Genomic DNA, 19,422 nt, shown 5'->3' on the forward strand with positions numbered 1-19,422 from the left:
TGGCCTCAAACCGCCCGCCCGAGATAGAGCGTTTGCCCACGGATTTTCCGCTGTCGTGGTTAAAAGGCGCCACCCCGACCAACGAGGCTATTTCTTTGGACTCGACACGCCCCAGTTCTGGCAGAAGTGTTATCAGCTTGCCCGCCGTTACCAGCCCAATGCCTTTGACCTGGACCAGCTGAGTAACCCGTTCATCTTTCAGGGCTTCCGTTTGCTGGCTGATCGCTTGCTCAATCAGCTTGATCTGCGACTTGAAGTGCTGAAGGTTGGCTTTCAGAAAGTCGGACACCGCGCTGAACTGCGCCTGTTTCAGGCGCCTGCGGTCGTCATCACGCTGCTGAACCAGCCGATCACGTTGCTGCAGCAATTCTCGCAACAGCGCACGCTCCGGGCTGATCCGCAGGGTGGGCTGGTCTGGAATGACCTCAGCGTAGTGGGCCAGTACTTCGGCATCGATGGCGTCGGTCTTGGCTTTGACTCCGATGGATTCTGCGAACGCTCGGGCTCGCCTGGGATTGACGCGTATGACCTTGTAGCCCGCGTCCTGCAAGAACCTCAGGATATTACGCTCATAGCCACCTGTGGCCTCCAGCAGAACACGCTTTATGCTGAGACCGCAAAGGCCATCGAGCAACGCTTCGAATCCCGCCGGATCATTGCTTACATGAAGTCTGGTGCCCTGAGGCCGTACCGCAGCATCAAGCGAAAGACTAGAAACATCGATACCCAGGTAGGAAACCATCGCCTAAATCTCCTAAACTCAACACTGTGAGAGGACTTTGGCTTGGCCCACGCTTGTGATTCGAGATCAGAGCCGCGTCCAACTGTTCGGGCTCTCGCCAAAGTGGAACGGTGAATGGCAGCTTGTGCTCCCACTCGTGCTCAAGGCACCTGCGGCCTTCAGCTTGCCATTCACCGCTCTCACTCCAGATTCTAATCTCTAATCAAGACACAAGCGGCCGGTCCGGCGCCCCGGCAAGACGGCTCCTACACGAGATGTGCAGGGCTTGAAAGAGCGCGCAAGGTACTCAGCACCCTAAGTCAGCTCGCAGTCATCACCTTCGCCATGACCACCGTTCGCTCGTCTCCATAGCGCACTTCACGAACGGCCGTATAACCTAGCCTGGCATAGAAACCTTGAGCAGTGAGTGAAGAAGGCACCTGCAACTGCCGGACCCCAGTGTCCCGCGCTTCTTGCTCGATGTAGCCCATCAGTTGTTCGCCAAGACCCTGGCGCTGGTAGCTCGGGTCAACGAATACACTTCTCACTACGTTCTTCTCAAGACTTGCCGTTGCGACGACCACGTCGCTCTCCAAGGCCACCCATACAACCCGTCTGTCCAGCAATTGGACCACGGCTTGGGGCGTGAAAGCGCGCGCCACGCGCGCCAATGTGGCGGCGTCATAGTCTGCTGCGTTGCTGTGGCGCAGTGCAGCCAGGATAACCCGGCTGATGCCTTCAGCGTCCAGGACGCTCGCCGCTCTGATCACCCTTGCCATCACCTCTTCCCCCTCGATTGCGACGGACGGGCTTCAACCCGATCGAACGCCTGCGCCCGCGCTGTTCTCGAATAACTGTAGGCCTCATCCATTCTTTCGAGGTACGCGGCAATGAACAGAGATCCCATGGCACAGGACGGCGCTGACGATGACATGCCCGTTTCACCGGACCCGTCGGTGAACCCTGACAACCCGACCATACCTGATCCGGACGATGATCCGCTCATGAACGAAGAGGAGGGTGGAGACATGGAGGATTCCGAGCAGCCGCCCATGGATGTGAATACGCCCAGAGAATAACGGGCGTCGTTCAGTGTCCAGCCACGCCTCGCCGATTTGGCACGGATGCCAGCGGCAACCGCTTTGACCAGACTCACGCTATTTGAGCGCCTCAATCAGGAGAATGCATATGCCGATCGACAATAATGGTCCTGCAGCACCCTACCCAGGCCCGGCGCAGAACAGCCCGGACACAGGCGAGGGGCACGGTTCAGGCCTTGAGCAGACCCCTTCGGAACCCAAGCAAGGTGCCGGCCACGCTGGCGGCGAGCGCCCCGAGGACTGGAATCCACCCCCAGGTAATCCAGGCTCTGACCAGGACAGCCAGGTGCCACGTGATAATGGTACCGCACGCACCCATGAAGACCCTGGCGCAGGGGATGCAGCGCTCGAGGAAGACATGAAGGACGTGGAAGCGAACAACTCGGTTTCGCAAGAACACCCGTGATACAGGGTTAAATCCGAGGCGCTGGGGCTGACCACAGCGCCTTTGGACAGCGCTAGCGGCGGCGCAGCAGGCCTGCCAGCGCTACCGTCAACGCAACCGCCGTGGCCATTGCCAGCACAATGGTCGGCATGACCCCCAAAGCCCTCATCAGACCCGACAACATCAGGTAGAACGCCAGCACACCCACTGCGCCTATGGCGTTGCCGCGCACCATGGCCGCCATCCCCGCGCGCCCGTTCTGCACGTGAGCAAATACCATCAATGGCCAAGCGATGACCGGGATTGGCGCGAGCATGCCGCTGGTCTGGGGTCCAAGCCAGGCTGCCAGGTGCGTGGTGATCATCAGCAACGCCGTTGCCGAGACCATGCGCAAGGGGATTTCCCAGTAACGATGCCGTACACGTGCCAGCGTCTCAGGCTTGGGTTCATGCCCGCTGGCGACGATCAGAAGTACGATCAGCGCCAGCGCTACGCCTATCGACACATACAAATGGCCCCAGTGCGTAAGCACATAGGCGACCAAGCCGTAGAAGACGATCGCCAAGCCCGCAGCAGCCCCGATGGCAAGCCTGCGTGTTGCATACAGGTAGAAGGCGTAGGTAGCGAGCACGGCTGCCAGGCCGCCCAGTGCTCCGGGCACGGCGTTCAGGGCAAAGTCTGTCCCTTGCTCCAGGCTCAGGAAGGTCATCACCAGCCCCGACGTGATGGGCATGCCCGCCAGTAACCCCCCTAGCAACCCACCCCAGCGCCTGGAAGCGAGAGAGATGGCCCACATCAGCAAAGGGGTAATGGCAAGTTTCAGGTAGAACAAGGTCATCGCGGCGCGTTCCGGCTCTCAAGACAGTGCCGACTTTACCCTGTTGAATGCCCGGATGCCCGCCACTGATGCCTACCAGGGGATGTTGCGACCGTCCCAGCCCCAGAAGCTGCCCGTCACGTTCGGTCCGAGACGCCCGATCAGCTCCACGATGCACTGCGCGGCAAACGTCGTCTCGAACAGTTTGCCCTCAGGCACGTTGCCTTGGAACGGCCTTGACAGTTCCGTGTCCGTTGTACCCGGGTGCAAGGCCAGAACGGTCGCGTTAGGGTTCAGGCGCTTGAGTTCGATACTGGCTGTGTGTAGCAACTGATTCAGCGCCGCCTTGCTGGCCCGGTAGCTGTACCAACCCCCCAGACGGTTATCGCTGATCGAGCCCACGCGGGCGGACAGTGCAGCGAAGGTTGCAGGTTGCTTGCGCAGCAAAGGCAGCAGGTGTTTCAGCAACAAAACCGGGGCGAAGGCATTGGTGGTGAAGCTTGCGTGCAGGCTGGCAAGGTCCAATTGCGCCAGTGACTTTTCGGCCTTGGCGTTTTCCTGATGCAGGATCCCCAAGGTACTGATGACAAGGTGCAAGTGCACACATCGCTCGCCTGCTTGCGCGGCCATGGCGCCCAGGCTGGCCTCCTCGCGCGCGTCGCAGTCCACCAGTAGTACACGATTGGGGTGAGCGTCGGCCAGCGCCCTCAATGCCTGGTTCTGCGTGGCGCGGCGCGACACCGCTATCAGCTGATCGACGTCTTCGCGGGTCGCCAGCGCGTTGCACAGCGCGAGCCCGATTCCACGGCTGGCCCCGCAGACCAGCACGCAGGCGTTCTCGTCCAACCCTGGTATGAGACTCATGACAGGCACTCTCTGGCCATCGTTTCGGTCAAGGGTAGACCGCCTCAGTCATCCGGATTTCCATCGACATGAGGTTCAGTCGTCGGTATCCGGTTCGCCACCCCAAAGGGCACATGCACCATCGGCAAATCGCCCGCAGGCGAGTGCAGGTGGCTGCGCTGGTCATCGAAGAAGACATGGGGCTTGAGAATCGACAAGACGCGGGGTTTCTCCATGCCGCCCAGGAAGAAACACTCGTCGGGCGATACGCCCCAATCTTTGAGGGTCGTCACCACCCGCTCATGGGAAGGTGCATTGCGTGCCGTGACAATGGCGATGCGCAGGATGCGCTTGTAGTGCGGGTCATCTTCGAGCTTGCGGTCTTCGAGCGTGCGAATCAGCGACAGTTTGCGATACAGGTCGGCCAAGGGCCCAGGCGTATGGGGCACGCGCTGATGGGCCTGCTCGTGGGCCTGGAATTCATCCAGGCTGTTGCCACGCTTGTAGACGCTTTCGGCTTCGTCGTCGGCGATCACGCCATCGAAGTCGAACGCCACGCGCAGCTCGGTATCGATTTCGTCATCGTAGATACGGGTCGGCAGAACACGACCTGCGGGGTAATTGGCGTCGATGGCTTTCTGTACGTCCTCTTCGTTGGCGCTCAGAAACAGCGATGCGTTGAACGCTGGTATGTACTCATACGGTGAACGGCCCGACATGAACGCGGCGCGGGTGATGTCCAGGCCGTAGTGGTTGATCGAGCGAAATACCCGCAGGCCCGTTTCCGGCGAATTGCGCGATAGCAACACCACCTCGACGGGCAACTGCTCGGGGAACGCCTGGTTGATACGCAGAAAACGACGGATAAACGGAAACGCCACGCCTTTGGGGAAGGGCTCATCCAGGTTCTGTTCCTGATGCCATCGGTACGCTTCGACACCCTCCTGGGTGTAGATGTCGTCCGAAACGGTAAGGTCGAACAGCGCACTGGAGGCAACGCCAATCACCAGTTTCTGTTCGATGGGGTAAGGCATGGGAAACTCCCTACGGCCCCGGCAGAGGCGCAAAGTCAGAGGGGGATGTAGTCGTTACGCGAAACGACCGGTTTGTGCGGCCCTTCGACCAGGTGCACGTACAGCCCGTCCACGCAGTCGATGGCCAGACAGTCGTCCACGCTCAGCACCGCATCGGTGTGCGGCTTGAGCCAGCCGGCCTGCATGTGTTGCTTGCCCAATGCCTTGGCATCGGCCTTGTTGCGGGCGCTGACCAGCACATAGCGGTGCGCTTCGCCGAACACACCGCGTTCGTAGCCGCCCAGGTTGATGAAGTACAGGCGCAGCGCACCGCGTTTTGCAGGGTAGGGGTGCAACTCCACTCGCATGCCATCCACGCCGTCCACTTCCAGCCAGGCATCGATGTGCAGCCCCTGCTGGCTGCCGAACCATGCGTCGCGCAGTTGCGCATAGGCCTGTTGCAGGCTGGGTGCCTGGGCGAACACCATGTCGTGGACCTCGATCTTGGCCCCTGCATGGCGTCCCCCCAGCATGACGATATAAAGCATGAGGTTTCCTTGTTGAATCGATCATCGCATGGCGTCATTTTGCAGCATCCGCACGCCGCTTCAAGCGCAGTGCTTGGCGCCTGGGCACAAGAAGGCTAGTGTGGTCGAACCTTTGACTGCGAGATAGCAAGATGCGCACTCCTTTTCTGTTCCTGGCGATGCTCTGTGCACCCCTGGTGCAAGCCGCCGAGCACTGGACGTTGAATGACCAGTTCGACCAGGCGTTCACGTTGGACGACAAGACCCGCGTGGTCATGGTTGCGCGCAGCATGGCCACTGCACGGTTGGTCAACAATGCGGTCGAGCATACGCCAGAGGGCTATCTTGAAGCGCGGGGCGTGGTGTTCGTCGCGGACATCGAGAAGATGCCCAGCATGGTGGCAGCGGTGATGGTGCCTGCCATGCGGTCGGCCAATTACCGGATTTTGCTGGATCGGGACGGCGAGGTGGCCAAGGGCTATGGCGGGGACCGCGAATCGGTGCAATGGCTGGAGGTTCAGGACGGCAAAGTGGTGACAGAGCAGCGGTACAGTGATTTACCCAGTTTGAGGCAGGCACTGGTTAAGATGGCTGGGCGGGTTGCAGGGGGTTGATGCAGTGGCGTGACCGTTGAAGCGCAACGCGCAAGCGCCTGGGTTTGGAGCAAGGACACGCTTCTTGCCGCACCAGGACACCACCGCATCACGCTCAGCCATCAGCGGTGGATGCGACGGGCCGAGCAACCCAGGAGCCAGGCTTCGCAACTTGAAGGTGTGTGGCCGCTTTGCGGCTTTGGCGATGTGAGCTGCGAAACTGAAATCCTGGGGCCGCCATGCGGCCCATCGCGGCCGGCCCGGCGCCCCGGCAAGTCCGCTTCCACACTGGAACTGAGTGGCCTTCGAGGGATGTGCAACGATTCAACATGCGGCATAGCTGGATGTTGCTACTGCTGCTTCCAATCAGAGAAGACTGAAGCAAACACCAGACGTCCTCAACCCGCCACCATGGCAAACCCCACGCCGAACCGGTTCCACGCATTGATCGTCGCGATAGCCAGTGTCAGATTCACCACCTCCGCTGGCTCGAAGTGTTCCAGCAGCGCCTCATATTCCCCCTGTGGGGCACCACAATCGGCCAGCCGTGTCAGGCTTTCGACCCACGCCAACGCCGCTCGCTCACGCTCCGTGAAGTAAGCCGTCTCTCGCCACACACACAACGTCTGCAGGCGGGCCTCGCGCTCCCCGGCTTTGCGCGCGTCGTTGGCGTGCAGGTTGACGCAGTACGCGCAGCCATTGATCTGCGATGCGCGCAAGCGCACCAGTTCAAGCAGATCATGCTCAAGGCCTGTGCGGGTCAACGCCTGCTCCAGGGCTGCCATGGCCTTGTAGGCGTCAGGGGCTTGTTTCGACCAGTCGATGCGGTGTTGCATGGCGCTCTCCAGAAACGCATTAGGGTGGCGCCACAATACCCTCGGCCGCCGATACGTCCGATAGCCAATCCGCTCATCTTCGGGGAGGCCAATCCCGCCATTCGCATCCCCACTGACAGGCATCCAATCTCTTCATTTCTGTCACTGCCGCCGACTCAGGATAATGACCCGTCCCATCCAAGGAGATTGAGCCATGCCCGACGTCCGTTTCATGCGCGAAGCCCTCGAACTGGCACGCGCCAACATCGCAGCCGGAGGACGGCCGTTCGGTGCCGTGCTGGTGTATGAGGGCCAAGTCGTTGCGCGCGGTGTCAATGAAATCCACCGCTCACAAGACCCGACTACCCATGCCGAGATGCAAGTCATCCGCCAGGCCAGCCAGGCGCTGGGGCGCGCTCGCCTGGATGGCGCAGAGGTGTATGCCAGCGGCCACCCATGCCCCATGTGCCTGGCGGCCATGCACCTGTGCGGTATCAGCCAGGCCTGGTTCGCGTATGACAACGAGGAAGGCCAGCCTTACGGGCTGTCCACCGCTGACGTGTACGCGCAGATGACCCGTGCGCCTCAGCAGCAGTCATTGCCGCTACGCGCCCTCAAGCCCGACGGCGAAAATGGGCTGTACGCTCAGTGGCAACAGGCCAATGCCCAATGACAGCAGTCTGGAGAGCGATGCTGGTCGTGCTGCTGGCGTTGAATCTGCGACCGATTCTGACCAGCATCGGCCCCTTGCTCGATCCAATGCGCATCAGTACCGGCCTGGGTTATCAGCAAGCGGCATTGCTGACGGCGCTGCCGGTGTTGTGCATGGGAGCGGTGCCATTATTGCACCCTTGGTCACGCCGATGGTTGAGCGAACAGGCCGGCATGCTCGGTGGTCTGGCGGCCATCGCGCTGGCGTGTCTCTGGCGGTTGCAACTCGAAAGTGCCTGGGCACTGCTTGCCAGCGCAGTGCTCGCCGGCCTGGGCGTGGCGGTGGTGCAGGGCATGATGCCGGGCCTGGTCAATCGCTGGTTTCCAGGGCGGCTTGCTGGCGCAATGGGCCTGTACTCGGCTGCTTTGATGAGCGGCGGCGGGCTGGCTGCTGTGCTGGGCCCGCACCTGGCCGAGTATGCCGGGCAATGGCAGGTGGGACTGGGGGTCTGGGCCGCGCCGGCGCTGGTTGCCATGCTGGCATGGCTCATCTTGCGGCCACGCAACGCACAAGCCCCTGTCTTCAAAACAGTCAGCGGACACTGGTTTGGCCACCGACGGGCCTGGTTACTGGCGGTGTATTTCGGCCTCATCAACGGAGGCTACACCAGCATGGTCGCTTGGTTTCCAGCGTTTTACCTGGAGCAGGGTGGCAGCGCACAGGGCGGCGCCGACCTGGTGGGGCTGATGACCCTGTTCCAAGTACTGGGCGCATTGGGCCTGCCGCTGCTGCTCAGGCGCTGGGTAGATCGGCGTCCAGGCCTTGCGCTGGCGCTGTCGATCCAACTGGTGGGGTTCATGGGGTTGCTGATGGCGCCCACCGCAGCACCCGGGCTTTGGGTAGCGTTGATCGGGTTCGGGCTGGGCGCCTGTTTCAGCCAAAGCCTGACCCTGACCCTCGAACATCTTCCTACGCCAGCCGAAGCCGGCGGCCTGGCGGGTTTCGTCCAGGGTATCGGCTTCATCATCACCGGCTGTGTGCCATACATTGTCGGGTGGCTGCGTGCGCTCGACGGTGATTTTCAAAGCGCTTGGATTGTGCTCATCGCCAGCGTGGTGACGATGCTGCTGGTGACGTTGGCCTTCAGCCCGCAAAGCTACGCGAAGGCCTTGGCTCGACCCGCCGCGGTCGATAGCGTCGCTGTCCTCAGCTGATTCGCCGCAGGGTATCGCGCAGCCGGTCGAGTGCCGGGTCGATGTCGAGCATTTCAATGGCACCAAAGCCCATCAACAGCCCTGGGCGCACTGGCGTTTCATTGAAAAACGGGGCAAGTGAGTAAATGCCCAGGTCGACCTTGCGGGCTTGTTCTACCAGGTCCTCCACATCGACCCCTGGTTGCGCCAAGGCGCTTAGATGAAAACCGGCCTCGGCGGGAATGACCCTGAGCCAAGGGGAAAGGTCGTCGTCCAGCCGCTGCAACAAGCGATCGCGGCGTGCGCTGTACACTTCATGGCAACGGCGGATGTGCCGGTTCAGATGCCCCTGTTCCACGAAACGGGCCAGGGCCCACTGCAGCAGGGTCGGGCTGTGCCAGTCGCTCAGTTGCTTGGCCACGCAACTGGCCTTGAGCACGGCCTCTGGCAAAACGGCATAACCCAGGCGCAGCTCCGCAAGCAAGGTCTTGGAAAACGTGCCGACGTAAGCCACAAGGCCATGGGAGTCAAGACGCTGCAGCGCGTCGGCCTTGGGCCCTTGATAGCGGAATTCACAGTCGTAGTCGTCCTCGATGATCAGTGCGCCCAATGCGGCTGCCCGGGCCAGAAGCGCTCGCCGGCGTTTTTCGCCCATCGGCATACCCAGTGGGAACTGGTGCGAAGGGGTGACATAGATCAGCTGCGTGCCCTCGGCTATCTGGTCAACGCACAACCCTTCGTCATCCACCGGCACCCCCTGCACCTGGGCGCCCAAGGCCAGGAACAACTGCCGTGCCGGCGGGTACCCCGGGTCTTCCATCGCGACCTTGCAGCCAGGCTCCACCAGCACCCTGGCGATCAAGTCCAGGGCCTGCTGTGCGCCGTTGCAGACGAGGATATCGTCAGCCGTGCAGTGCACGCCCCGGGCATAGGCGATGTGGTGGGCGATGACCTCGCGCAGCTCCGCAAGGCCCTGGGCTGGGAAGTGCCGCTGGGGGTGATGCTGGCTCCGCCGCCCGGCGTAGTTCAGGCAACTGCGCCACAGGTCGAACGGGAATAGTGCCTTGCTCGCCACGCCGCCGATGAAGTCATAACGCACCGTCGATAGCGCTTGGCGTTGGCCTAGCACGGTGGCGCGGGATTGCCAGCGCCTGAGCGACGCATCGCCGGCAAGGGTCAAGGCGCGTGGCGGCGCGCTGCGCTTGGGTTCGAGCGTATTGATGAACGTCCCCCGGCCGACCACCGCGCTCAGCAGGTTGTCCTGGGTGAGGCGTGCATAGGCGTCCGCGACGGTCTTGCGCGACACGCCCAGTTGCTCGGCCAACAGGCGGCTGGGCGGCAACTGGCTGCCAGCGGCCAGGTGACCGCGCTCGATCCCCGCGCGCAATTGCGCGTAGAGCTGGGCAGCCAAGCCTTTGCGGCCCTCCAGGCGAATATGCAGTTCCATGGAGCATTCCAGAGCAAGAGAGCGCTCAGGATAGCGGATTGCGTACGGCAAAGGCGCTTGCTCCTGCAGTAGCAAGATCGCTTACGACCTGGCCATGCTCACCGTGATATAGCCTTTGCCCGAGAGGATGATGCGGATGCGTGTTTCGTCCGCAGGGGCGCTGCGGCAGCGCTTGATGAGCACGCCTTCCTGTGCGACGGCCTTCATGTGATGGGTGATGGCTCGGCCCCGGACGTCGAAGAACGCTTCACTGGCGAGCAGTTCGATTCGCTCGATCAGTTGTCTGGATTGCTCATCGGTGACACAGAAGAACATGACACCAGAAAGATGAGGGTCCTGGTCCGGGTTGGTCAGATCATGGGTAAGCAGTTCGCGCAGGTTGCTGCGCAGTTCGGCAAGAAGGTGCGGGGTGTCGAGCATGCGCAGCGTCCTGTGTGAGGGGCGACTGCGCCGATCATGTTTTCTGCCATGCCAAGCGACAAGTAGGACGGCTCCTAAGGTGGCCGGTGAAAAATCCCAATCACATGAATGGGCAACGCTCAAACGTGCAGTGATCGAGATGCTCACGGCAGCAGGGCCGCCTACTCCTTGTGCGTCCCGGCGTGGTCCTCTGCGTGCCTGACTGCCTCTTCGACGATCTCTACCCAGTGGCGAACCGCAGTGCGCCCTGCGCCATTCAAATGCACTTGACAGCCAATGTTGGCGGTGGCTATCTCGTCCGGTTGCCCGCGTTCCAGGGCCTCCAGCCGGTTATCGCGCAGCTGCCTGGACATCCCTGGCTGGGTCAGCGAGTAGGTGCCTGCCGAGCCACAACACAGGTGAGCATCGGTAACCGGCGTCAAGGTAAACCCTATCCGGATCAGTAGCGCTTCCACAGCCCCACCCAGTTTCAGGGCATGTTGCAGCGTGCATGGGCAATGAAACGCCAGGCGCCGCCCGGCGGGTACCGCCAACTGCTCGATAGGCGCATCACCCAGGACTTCCACCAGGTCACGGCACAGGCTGCTGACCCGTGCCGCCTTGGCTGCGTAGGCCGGGTCAGCGGCCAATAGGTGAGCATACTCGCGCACGAACGCGGCGCAGCCGCTCGCTGGAATCACGATCGCCTCGACGCCGGCCTCGACGGCCGGCCACCAGGCATCGATGCGCCGTCGTGCGCGCTGCAAGCCTTGCTCCTGGGCATTGAGGTGGAAATCGATGGCTCCACAGCACTCCCCGGCCGGTGCAGGGGTCACGCTGATGCCGACGCGGTCGAGCAGGCGCGCCGCCGCGGCGTTGGTCGCCGGTGACAATGCCGGTTGCACGCACCCCTCGAGCATCAGGACGCGTCGCCGGTGGCGTACGGCAGGGCGCATCAGGTCGGCTGCCTTGCGCAGCGGAACCTTTTCCCGGGCCTGCGCCGGTAGCCACGGGCGCAGGGCTTGGCCAGCTCGGAGCAGGGCTCTGAAAACAGCGGGGCGCACCATCGTAAAGCGCAGGCCGTGACGCAACAGGCGCTGGCCCATTGGCCGTGGCACCTGCTGCTCCACGACGGCCCGGCCGATGTCCAGCAGGTCGTGATAACGCACACCCGACGGGCAAGTGCTTTCGCAACTGCGGCACGACAGGCATCGGTCCAGGTGAGCCTGAGTGCTGGTAGTGGCGGGCTGGCCTTCGAGCACCTGCTTGATCAGGTAGATACGTCCACGCGGGCCATCGAGCTCATCGCCAAGCAGTTGGTAGGTGGGGCAGGTCGCTGTGCAGAAGCCGCAGTGTACGCACGCGCGCAAGATACGTTCTGCCTCGTCGGCGCGCTCGAGCGTGCGTGCGCTGTCACTCAAGTTGGTCTGCATAGGCTGCCCTCAAAGGTCCGGGTACAGACGGCCAGGGTTGAAAATGCGCTTGGGGTCCAGCTGGGCCTTGAGGCTACGGTGGTAGCGCATCAGCGGCTCCGACAACGGCGGATAGTGGGCCTGGCCTGGGGTAAGGCACAGCGCATGGCCGCGAGCCTGCTCGGCAATGCGGTGAATGACGTGGGCTGGGGCATCCGTGCGCAGCCAACGCTGGGCGCCTGCCCAGTCCAGCCATTGGCGCCCTGGCAGGTCCAGTTCTCCTGTCGCGAGAGGTACCGACACACGCCAAAAAGGTTCGCTGCCCTGGGTGAAGAATGCCAGGCGCTGCTCACGAAGTTGCGTCCAGAACTCGCCGTCCACGCACTCGCCGCCAAGGCGCTGGCGGGCCGACGCTACCGAACCCTCGCCACCTTCCAGGCGCACGAACAGCGCTTGGCCATCGTGGCAGGCGCCGCTCAGCGGCAGCGGTTGCGCGCCCCAGCGCGTGAGCTCGGCCAAGGCCTGGCTGCGGTCCATTCCAAGGCGCAGGCTTACGCAGTGCCGCGGCACGGGCAGGACCTTGAGCGATACCTCGGTCAACACGCCCAGACAGCCGAAACTGCCTGCCAGCAACCGTGAAAGGTCATACCCGGCTACGTTTTTCATTACCTGGCCGCCAAAGCGCAGCAAGCTGCCCTGGCCCGTGATTACTTGTGTGCCCAGCACGAAGTCGCGCACTGATCCTGCCCAGGGCCGCCGGGGCCCGGACAAGCCAGCCGCCACCATGCCGCCCAAGGTGGCACCCGGGCCCAGGTGCGGTGGCTCGCACGGTAGCATTTGTCCGTTATCCTGCAGCGCGGCCTCTATGTCGCGCAAAGGCGTACCGGCGTGAGCCGTCAGCACCAGCTCCGTGGGGTCATAACTGACGATGCCGCGATGGCCGCGTGTATCAAGTACTTGCCCGTGGACGGCATGGCCGATCACCGCCTTGCTGCCGCTGCCCTGTATGCACAAGGGCGTACCTGCATCCAGCGCTTGGCGTACCTGGTCAAGCAGCGCCTGGCTTGCATCCTGGTCCGCGTCCATCAAAACCGCTCCAGGGCAGGGAAGGGCAACTGCCCATGGTGCACGTGCAACGCACCGAATTCGGCGCAGCGGTGCAGCGTGGGAATGTTCTTGCCAGGGTTGAGCAAGCCCTGCGGGTCGAATGCAGCCTTGACCGCGTGAAACACGCGCAGCTCGTCATGAGTGAACTGGGCGCACATCTGGTTGATCTTCTCCCGGCCAACCCCATGCTCACCGGTGATGCTTCCCCCCACGGCCACGCACAGTTCAAGGATTTTTCCACCCAGGGACTCGGCCCGCTCCAGTTCGCCAGGCCGGTTGGCGTCGAACAGGATCAGCGGGTGCATATTACCGTCACCCGCATGGAACACGTTGGCCACCCGCAGCCCATGTTCGCGCGCCATTTCACTGATCCGCACCAGCACGTAAGGCAATTCACGCCGCGGAATCGTACCGTCCATACAGTAATAGTCCGGGGACAGGCGGCCTACGGCAGGGAAGGCATTCTTGCGTCCCGCCCAGAACCGTGCACGCTGTGCCTCGTTACACGCCAGCCGCACCTCGCAGGCGCCGGCCTGGGTGAACAGCGCGGCAACCCGTTCGCAGTCTTCCTGCACATCGGCCTCGACGCCGTCGAGTTCACACAAGAGGATGGCGGCTGCCTCCACTGGATACCCGGCATGGATGAAGTCCTCGGCAGCGCGAATCGCCAGGTTATCCATCATTTCCAGGCCCCCGGGGATGATGCCGGCGGCAATGATGTGGGCGACGGACCGTGCGGCGTCCTCGACCCGGTCAAAGCTGGCCAGCAGGACCCGTGCCACGGGTGGCTTGGGCAGCAGCCGTACGGTCACCTCGGTGACGATCCCCAGCATGCCTTCGGAGCCTGTGAACAGTGCCAGCAGGTCGAACCCAGGGCTGTCGAGCGCATCGCTACCCAGGGTCAACCGTTCACCTGCCACGGTAAGCACTTCCAGTTTCAGGATGTTGTGAACGGTCAGACCATACTTCAGGCAATGCACGCCGCCTGCGTTTTCAGCCACATTGCCGCCGATGGTGCAGGCAATTTGCGATGAGGGATCGGGGGCGTAGTACAGACCGTAAGGGGCGGCGGCCTGGGAAATGGACAGGTTGCGAACGCCCGGCTGGACGCGGGCGAAGCGGCCCTGGGGGCTGACTTCAAGAATACGATTGAGCCGCGCCATGACCAGCAACACGCCTTTGGCCAAGGGCATGGCACCGCCAGACAGCCCGGTTCCGGCGCCGCGAGCCACGACAGGTACGGTGAGCCGGTGGCAGATCTGCAGCACAACCTGTACCTGGTCCACGCGCTCGGGTAACACCACCAGCAACGGGACCGTGCGGTACGCCGCCAGACCGTCGCACTCATACGGCTTGAGGTCCTCATCGCGGCATAGCAATTGAAGATCGGGCAGTGCATCGCGCAGGGACTGGATCAAAAGCGCGCGGTCAACCGTTGGCAGCGCTCCGTCGACGCGTTCGTCATACAACATCGCCATCTCACTTGGATGCTTTGTTTTTATGGGGTCATGACGAGTGTAGCCCCAGTTCGGGCCCAGGGCTTGCAGGGCGGGCTACGACCGGCGTTGGCCACTACGAAAGCCAACGCCGGCGGCAGTCATTGTTGGGCGACCAGAGGGTCGTCCTGGGAGAGAATGGCGCGAGCGAGTTCTTCATCGTTGACTTGCAGGCCGGGGTGGTCCTTGCGTGCTTGCTGCAAGGCAGCTTCCACGTAGGCACCACGAATGGCACCACCGCTGGCGACGAATGCAGACAGCTCGTCACGGGCAGGAATGATGCGCTTGTCATCCTTGAACGTTGAGTACAGCGAAGCCGAGACACCGGCCGAGGTGGCAATGTCGCGGCCGTCGACGCGGGCCATGGCAGCGCCGGCAGGCAATAGAAGCAGCAGTGCGGGTACGAGGGCAAGTTGGCGCATGTCGTGTTCTCCAATAGGTGAAGCCCAGGGGATTACCACTATTGGTGAGAGGCTACGCAGGTGGGTGGAGTTCCATCACCGAAGCGTTAGCCGATGGTCTGCTCATACGGGACAGGATGGGGCTGGTCAACCGGCCTGGCAACCATCGACGCCAGGCCCGATTGACCGCACCGCCACCCGCGTGCTCTGCTCAGGGGCCCACCCTGACAGCCATCGAGGGCTGCACCATGTCTGAATACACGTTGCACTGCTTCGCCGAATCCGGGAATGCGTACAAGGCTGCGCTAATGCTCGAGCTGACCGGCCAGGACTGGCAGCCAGTGTTCGTAGATTTCTTCAACGGCCAGACCCGCGACCCGGTGTGGCGTGATGAGGTGAACGAGCAGGGTGAGGTGCCGGTGCTGATGCATGCGGGCACCTGCTTGACCCAGTCGGCGTTGATCCTCGAGTACTTGAGCGCACAGACAGGCCAGTTCGGCCCGGAGCATGAAGAAGATCGGCGTGAGATCTGGCGCTGGATGCTGTTCGACAACCACAAGTTCACCAGCTATTACGCGGCGCTGCGCTTTCTGTTGTGCCTGAAGAAGACGGGCGAAACCGAGGTGACGACGTTTCTGCGCGAGCGCGCCGCCGCAGCCTACCGCATCGTCGATGGGCACCTGGCCGGCACGCCATTCATGGTCGGCGCGCGGGCGACCATCGCCGACTTGTCGCTGGCCGGTTATGTGTTCATGCCCGAGGACACCGGTATGGACGTGCAGCAGTACACGCACATCGAAGCCTGGAAAGCCCGCCTGCAGGCGTTGCCAGGCTGGCAGCACCCCTACGATCTGATGCCCCGCGTCGCGCCCTGAACGGATGGCCGATTTCAGCCGTGGGCAGGTGGCTTGACCGCCGAGCTGCCGGCGTACTCGGGCTTGAGATGACCTTGATCGTCCAGCAGGTAAGCGTCCATGACCTCGCGGACTACCGGACCTGCGACCCGCCCACCGGCTTCGCCGTTTTCGATCATCACCGCCACGACCACGCTAGGGTGCTCGGCCGGAGCGAAACCGACGAACAAGGCGTTGTCACGGTGCCGTTCCAGGGTCTTGTTGCGGTTGTAGCGTTCCCCTTGCTTGATGGCCACGACCTGGGCCGTGCCGCTCTTGCCGGCAATGCGGTATTGCGCGCCGGCAGCGGCAGCACGCGCGATGCCGCGCGGGTCGTGCATGACCATTTGCATACCTTGGCTGACCTGGTCCCAGGCGCGTTTGTCGTGCAGGACGATATCGGGCATGGGGTTGGGGTCGACGGGCGCATCGCCACCGACGGTCATCGCCAGGTGCGGGCGGTGCCATACGCCCTTGCTGGCCAGCAGACTGGTGGCTTGGGCCAACTGCAACGGCGTGACCTGCATGTAGCCCTGGCCAATGCCCAGGATCAACGTTTCACCCGGGAACCAAGGCTGTCGGCGTGTCGCGCGCTTCCATTGGGCCGAAGGCATCAGCCCGGCTGCTTCTTCGAACATGTCCAGCGACACCTTCTGGCCGAGGCCGAACTCAGCCATGTAGTCGTGCAAGCGCTCGATACCCAGTTTGTGCGCCAGGTCGTAGAAGTAGGTGTCGTTGGAGCGCATGATCGCCGTGTACATGTCCACCCAGCCATCACCGCTACGGTTCCAGTTACGGTACTTGTGGTCGTAGTTGGGCAGCTCGTAGTAACCCGGGTCGAACACCCGGTTGCCCGGCGTGATCACGCCGCTGTCCAGCCCGGCAATGGCCACCTCGGGCTTGACCGTCGAACCTGGGGCATACAGCCCGCGCAGCACGCGGTTGAACAGGGGGCGGTCGATGGAGTCGCGCAGTTGGGCGTACTGCTTGAAACTGATGCCCTTGACGAACAGGTTGGGGTCAAAGCCCGGGTTACTGACCATCGCCAGCACATCGCCGTTGGCCGGGTCCAGCACCACCACCGAGCCACGGCGCTCGCCCAGGGCCTTTTCCGCCGCCAATTGCAGGTGGGCATCGAGGGTCAGCACGATATCCTGGCCTGGGGTAGGGGCCTTGTGATTGAGCACGCGCATCACCCGGCCCTGGGCATTGGTCTCGACTTCCTCATAGCCTACGTGGCCGTGCAACTGACTTTCGTAGAAGCGTTCGATGCCCGTCTTGCCGATCGACTGAGTACCCCGGTACTCGGTGCTGTCCAGGGTCTTGGCTTCTTTTTCGTTGATGCGCCCTACGTATCCGACCGAATGGGCAAAGTGCTCGCCCAGCGGGTATTCGCGGATGAATTGCGGCTCGACTTCAAGGCCCGGCAACCGGAACTGGTTGACGGCAATCAAGGCAATCTGCTCTTCGTTCAAGCCCACCATCAAGGTGACCGGTTCGAAGGGTTTGCGCCCGCGTCGCAGATCCTTGTCGAACTGCTTGCGGTCCTCCTCATCCAGTCCCAGGACCTGGGTCAGGGTGTCGAGCACCTTGGCGCTGTCTCCGCCGGTCCGTTCACGGGTCATGGTCAGGTCGAAGCTGGGCTTGTTGTCGGCCAGCACGGTGCCATTGCGGTCGTAGATCAAGCCTCGTTCGGGTGCGATCGGCAGTACATGGACGCGATTGTTCTCCGAGACGGCGCTTTGCTGGTCATGCTGGATGACTTGCAGCACATATAACCGACCAATCAGGATGGCGACCAGGCTGAAGACCAGCGCAGCGCAGGCCAGTAGCCGGCGGTTGACCAGGTGCTTTTCCTTTTCATGGTCCTTGAGGGGGATCGGTTGGGGCATGGGCTCTGTCTGTAGAAGGCTGGGCGCGCAGGCGTGGGTCCTGCCTGGTACCGGATGGGGCAGTGATGCTACGCAAGCTGCATGCCTGCCTCAAGGCGCGTAGCCGCATGGTGAGCAGACCCAGGCCCAGGCCGCCCGAGCCTGTGGGGCTCAGGCCTGCATGAAGATTTGTTCATCAGCCTTGCCGAGTACTGTCCCGCACCAGCAGGTTTGGCTTCAACGCGCTCTTTAGGCCCAGGCGGGTATACTCCGTGGCTTTTTTCATGACAGAAGGTGCTCATGCGTCAGGTCCTGCTCATCGTGGACGTCCAGTCCACATTCAGCCCGCCGGAATGGTTGATCGACGGGCTGCGACTGCTGTCGGCCAATATACCTACCATCGCCTCGGTCGAGTTGCACGATGAGCGGGTGACACCGTTCGAGCGGCAATTGGGCTGGCATCCGGCTGCCCAGGATGAAAGCCTGATCGAAGCCGATCAGGTGTTCATCAAGCATGGTTACGGGCCGGGTACCGAAATGATCGAGTACCTGCACCGTCTGGGGGTGCAGCGTGTGCTGGTGAGCGGTTTGCAGACCGACACCTGTGTGCTGGCAGCCGGTTTCGCGCTGTTCGACGCCGGGTTGATGCCGACGCTGGTGACTGACATGACGGTCGGCTCCTCGCTGGATCGCTCGGCGAAGATGGGCATCGCCTTGTGGGCGCATCATTTCCGCCAGGTCACCACGTCCGCCGAGGTGTTGGCTGAGTTGGCCCAGCCGGGCAATCCTTGAGGGACTGGCCCGGCTGGGTGCTACTGTCTCAGGCAACGTCAACCAGCACGATTTCGCTGTCTTCCAGGGCTGTGACCTGCAGCAGCGTTTCTTCGGCGATGGCCACGCCGTCTCGGGCATTGGCTTTCAGCCCATTGACCTCGATGCGGCCCTTGGCCGGGACCAGGTAGCCGCGACGCTTGGGGTCGAACCGGTATTCGGCGGTTTCTCCGGCGCGCAGCGTTGCGGCGACCAGGCGGGCATCGGTACGAATCGGCAGGCTGCCTTCATCGCCATCCCTGCCACTGGCCAGGGTCACGAAGCCTTCGCCGCGTTCACCCTTGGGGAACGGGCGTGTACCCCAGGACGGTGCTTCACCACTGCGCTCGGGCACGATCCAGATCTGGAAAATGCGCGCGTCGCTGTCCTCTTGGTTGTACTCGCTGTGCGCGATGCCCGTGCCGGCGCTCATCACCTGCACGTCGCCGGCCTCGGTTCGGCCCTTGTTGCCCAGGTTGTCTTCATGGGTGATGGCTCCTTCGCGGACGTAGGTGATGATTTCCATGTCCCGGTGAGGGTGGGGTGGGAAGCCGCTGCCAGCGGCGATGATGTCGTCGTTCCAGACGCGCAGGTTGCCCCAATGCATGCGTGCTGGGTCGTAGTACTCGGCGAATGAGAAGTGGTGGTGCGCATCGAGCCAGCCGTGGTTGGCGGCGCCGAGGGTGTTGAATGGTCGTAGTTGAAGCATGATCGGACTCCTTCAAGGGGTGGAATGGGACCATCATGCGCTAATGAAACATCTAAAATAAGCGTAAATATCGGCTTTTTTTAATCGAACAAATAGATACCTTTTTTGAGGTAACCCCCTATATTGCCGTTGCCGTTGCCGTTGCCGTTGCCGTTGCCGTTGCCGTTGCCGTTGCCGTTGCCGTTGCCGTTGCCGTTGCCGTTGCCGTTGCCGTTGCC

22 protein-coding genes are annotated in these 19,422 nt (G+C 62.5%); 7 read left to right on the plus strand and 15 right to left on the minus strand.

Annotation, left to right across the window (positions count from 1 at the left end):
* The coding region (locus CRP40_RS21280; protein WP_027915448.1) for an IS110 family transposase at positions 1-742 on the minus strand (742 nt) is incomplete at its 3' end.
* A gap of 299 nt (positions 743-1,041) precedes the next feature.
* On the minus strand, positions 1,042-1,500 hold the full coding sequence (locus tag CRP40_RS21285) for a GNAT family N-acetyltransferase (RefSeq protein ID WP_027915712.1): 459 nt from the start codon (positions 1,498-1,500) through the stop codon (positions 1,042-1,044).
* Positions 1,501-1,611: 111 nt separating this feature from the next.
* Here CRP40_RS21285 and CRP40_RS21855 point away from each other — a divergent pair, with 111 nt between their 5' ends.
* Together CRP40_RS21855 and CRP40_RS21290 are read left to right on the plus strand one after the other, a co-directional pair.
* A complete protein-coding gene (locus CRP40_RS21855) occupies positions 1,612-1,800 on the plus strand; it encodes a hypothetical protein (protein ID WP_033695128.1) in 189 nt (62 codons plus the stop codon).
* Positions 1,801-1,909: 109 nt separating this feature from the next.
* Positions 1,910-2,227, plus strand: coding sequence for a hypothetical protein (locus CRP40_RS21290; protein WP_027915713.1), 318 nt, complete (start codon positions 1,910-1,912; stop codon positions 2,225-2,227).
* Positions 2,228-2,279: 52 nt separating this feature from the next.
* Here the strand turns inward: CRP40_RS21290 and CRP40_RS21295 are convergent, their stop codons facing one another.
* The 4 genes from CRP40_RS21295 to CRP40_RS21310 form a co-directional block, all read right to left on the minus strand.
* Entirely contained in the window at positions 2,280-3,044 is a 765-nt protein-coding gene (locus CRP40_RS21295) for a hypothetical protein (protein ID WP_027915714.1), read from the minus strand.
* 72 nt (positions 3,045-3,116) lie between these two features.
* Complete coding sequence (locus CRP40_RS21300; protein WP_027915715.1) at positions 3,117-3,887, minus strand: SDR family NAD(P)-dependent oxidoreductase; 771 nt, start codon at positions 3,885-3,887, stop codon at positions 3,117-3,119.
* Positions 3,888-3,931: 44 nt separating this feature from the next.
* Positions 3,932-4,900: a 5'-nucleotidase gene (locus CRP40_RS21305; protein WP_027915716.1), complete on the minus strand. Its 969-nt coding sequence runs from the start codon at positions 4,898-4,900 to the stop codon at positions 3,932-3,934.
* 35 nt (positions 4,901-4,935) lie between these two features.
* Positions 4,936-5,427 carry a DUF1543 domain-containing protein gene (locus CRP40_RS21310; RefSeq protein ID WP_027915717.1) on the minus strand — a complete coding sequence of 164 codons (492 nt, stop codon included), beginning with the start codon at positions 5,425-5,427 and terminating at the stop codon, positions 4,936-4,938.
* Between the two features lie 131 nt (positions 5,428-5,558).
* Between CRP40_RS21310 and CRP40_RS21315 the strand changes: the two genes are divergently transcribed.
* Complete coding sequence (locus CRP40_RS21315; protein ID WP_027915718.1) at positions 5,559-6,020, plus strand: hypothetical protein; 462 nt, start codon at positions 5,559-5,561, stop codon at positions 6,018-6,020.
* Between the two features lie 377 nt (positions 6,021-6,397).
* Here CRP40_RS21315 and CRP40_RS21320 read toward each other — a convergent pair whose 3' ends face one another.
* Positions 6,398-6,835, minus strand: coding sequence for a carboxymuconolactone decarboxylase family protein (locus CRP40_RS21320; RefSeq protein WP_027915719.1), 438 nt, complete (start codon positions 6,833-6,835; stop codon positions 6,398-6,400).
* A 193-nt stretch (positions 6,836-7,028) separates the two neighbouring features.
* Between CRP40_RS21320 and CRP40_RS21325 the strand changes: the two genes are divergently transcribed.
* Both CRP40_RS21325 and CRP40_RS21330 read left to right on the plus strand, forming a co-directional pair.
* Positions 7,029-7,487, plus strand: coding sequence for a nucleoside deaminase (locus CRP40_RS21325; protein WP_033695130.1), 459 nt, complete (start codon positions 7,029-7,031; stop codon positions 7,485-7,487).
* Positions 7,484-8,680 carry a CynX/NimT family MFS transporter gene (locus CRP40_RS21330; protein WP_027915720.1) on the plus strand — a complete coding sequence of 399 codons (1,197 nt, stop codon included), beginning with the start codon at positions 7,484-7,486 and terminating at the stop codon, positions 8,678-8,680. The genes CRP40_RS21325 and CRP40_RS21330 overlap by 4 nt, the downstream gene beginning before the upstream one ends.
* Here CRP40_RS21330 and CRP40_RS21335 read toward each other — a convergent pair.
* From CRP40_RS21335 to CRP40_RS21360, 6 genes are all read right to left on the minus strand, one after another.
* Complete coding sequence (locus CRP40_RS21335) at positions 8,673-10,106, minus strand: PLP-dependent aminotransferase family protein (protein WP_027915721.1); 1,434 nt, start codon at positions 10,104-10,106, stop codon at positions 8,673-8,675. The genes CRP40_RS21330 and CRP40_RS21335 overlap by 8 nt on opposite strands.
* An 81-nt stretch (positions 10,107-10,187) precedes the next feature.
* Positions 10,188-10,526, minus strand: a complete 339-nt coding sequence (locus CRP40_RS21340; RefSeq protein WP_033695131.1) for a hypothetical protein — start codon at positions 10,524-10,526, stop codon at positions 10,188-10,190.
* 161 nt (positions 10,527-10,687) lie between these two features.
* Complete coding sequence (glcF, locus tag CRP40_RS21345) at positions 10,688-11,938, minus strand: glycolate oxidase subunit GlcF (protein WP_027915723.1); 1,251 nt, start codon at positions 11,936-11,938, stop codon at positions 10,688-10,690.
* 9 nt (positions 11,939-11,947) lie between these two features.
* Positions 11,948-13,003, minus strand: coding sequence for a glycolate oxidase subunit GlcE (gene glcE / locus CRP40_RS21350; RefSeq protein ID WP_027915724.1), 1,056 nt, complete (start codon positions 13,001-13,003; stop codon positions 11,948-11,950).
* Positions 13,003-14,502 (minus strand): glycolate oxidase subunit GlcD, encoded by a 1,500-nt coding sequence (gene glcD / locus CRP40_RS21355; RefSeq protein WP_027915725.1) that lies wholly within the window; start codon positions 14,500-14,502, stop codon positions 13,003-13,005. Before glcD ends, glcE begins: the two co-directional genes overlap by 1 nt.
* 119 nt (positions 14,503-14,621) lie before the next feature.
* On the minus strand, positions 14,622-14,942 hold the full coding sequence (locus tag CRP40_RS21360; RefSeq protein WP_027915726.1) for a DUF2388 domain-containing protein: 321 nt from the start codon (positions 14,940-14,942) through the stop codon (positions 14,622-14,624).
* Between the two features lie 227 nt (positions 14,943-15,169).
* On the opposite strand from CRP40_RS21360, the gene CRP40_RS21365 reads away from it, so the two are divergent.
* Positions 15,170-15,796, plus strand: coding sequence for a glutathione S-transferase (locus CRP40_RS21365; RefSeq protein ID WP_027915727.1), 627 nt, complete (start codon positions 15,170-15,172; stop codon positions 15,794-15,796).
* A gap of 14 nt (positions 15,797-15,810) precedes the next feature.
* On the opposite strand, the gene mrdA is transcribed toward CRP40_RS21365, so the two are convergent.
* On the minus strand, positions 15,811-17,706 hold the full coding sequence (gene mrdA / locus CRP40_RS21370) for a penicillin-binding protein 2 (RefSeq protein WP_027915728.1): 1,896 nt from the start codon (positions 17,704-17,706) through the stop codon (positions 15,811-15,813).
* Positions 17,707-17,985: 279 nt separating this feature from the next.
* On the opposite strand from mrdA, the gene CRP40_RS21375 reads away from it, so the two are divergent.
* Positions 17,986-18,477, plus strand: coding sequence for a cysteine hydrolase family protein (locus CRP40_RS21375; protein WP_027915729.1), 492 nt, complete (start codon positions 17,986-17,988; stop codon positions 18,475-18,477).
* Positions 18,478-18,505: 28 nt separating this feature from the next.
* On the opposite strand, the gene CRP40_RS21380 is transcribed toward CRP40_RS21375, so the two are convergent.
* Positions 18,506-19,204 (minus strand): pirin family protein, encoded by a 699-nt coding sequence (locus CRP40_RS21380; protein WP_027915730.1) that lies wholly within the window; start codon positions 19,202-19,204, stop codon positions 18,506-18,508.
* Positions 19,205-19,422: the final 218 nt, after the last annotated feature.

It is taken from the genome of Pseudomonas sp. URMO17WK12:I9, from assembly GCF_900230165.1.
GTDB classification, from domain to species: Bacteria; Pseudomonadota; Gammaproteobacteria; order Pseudomonadales; family Pseudomonadaceae; genus Aquipseudomonas; species Aquipseudomonas fulva.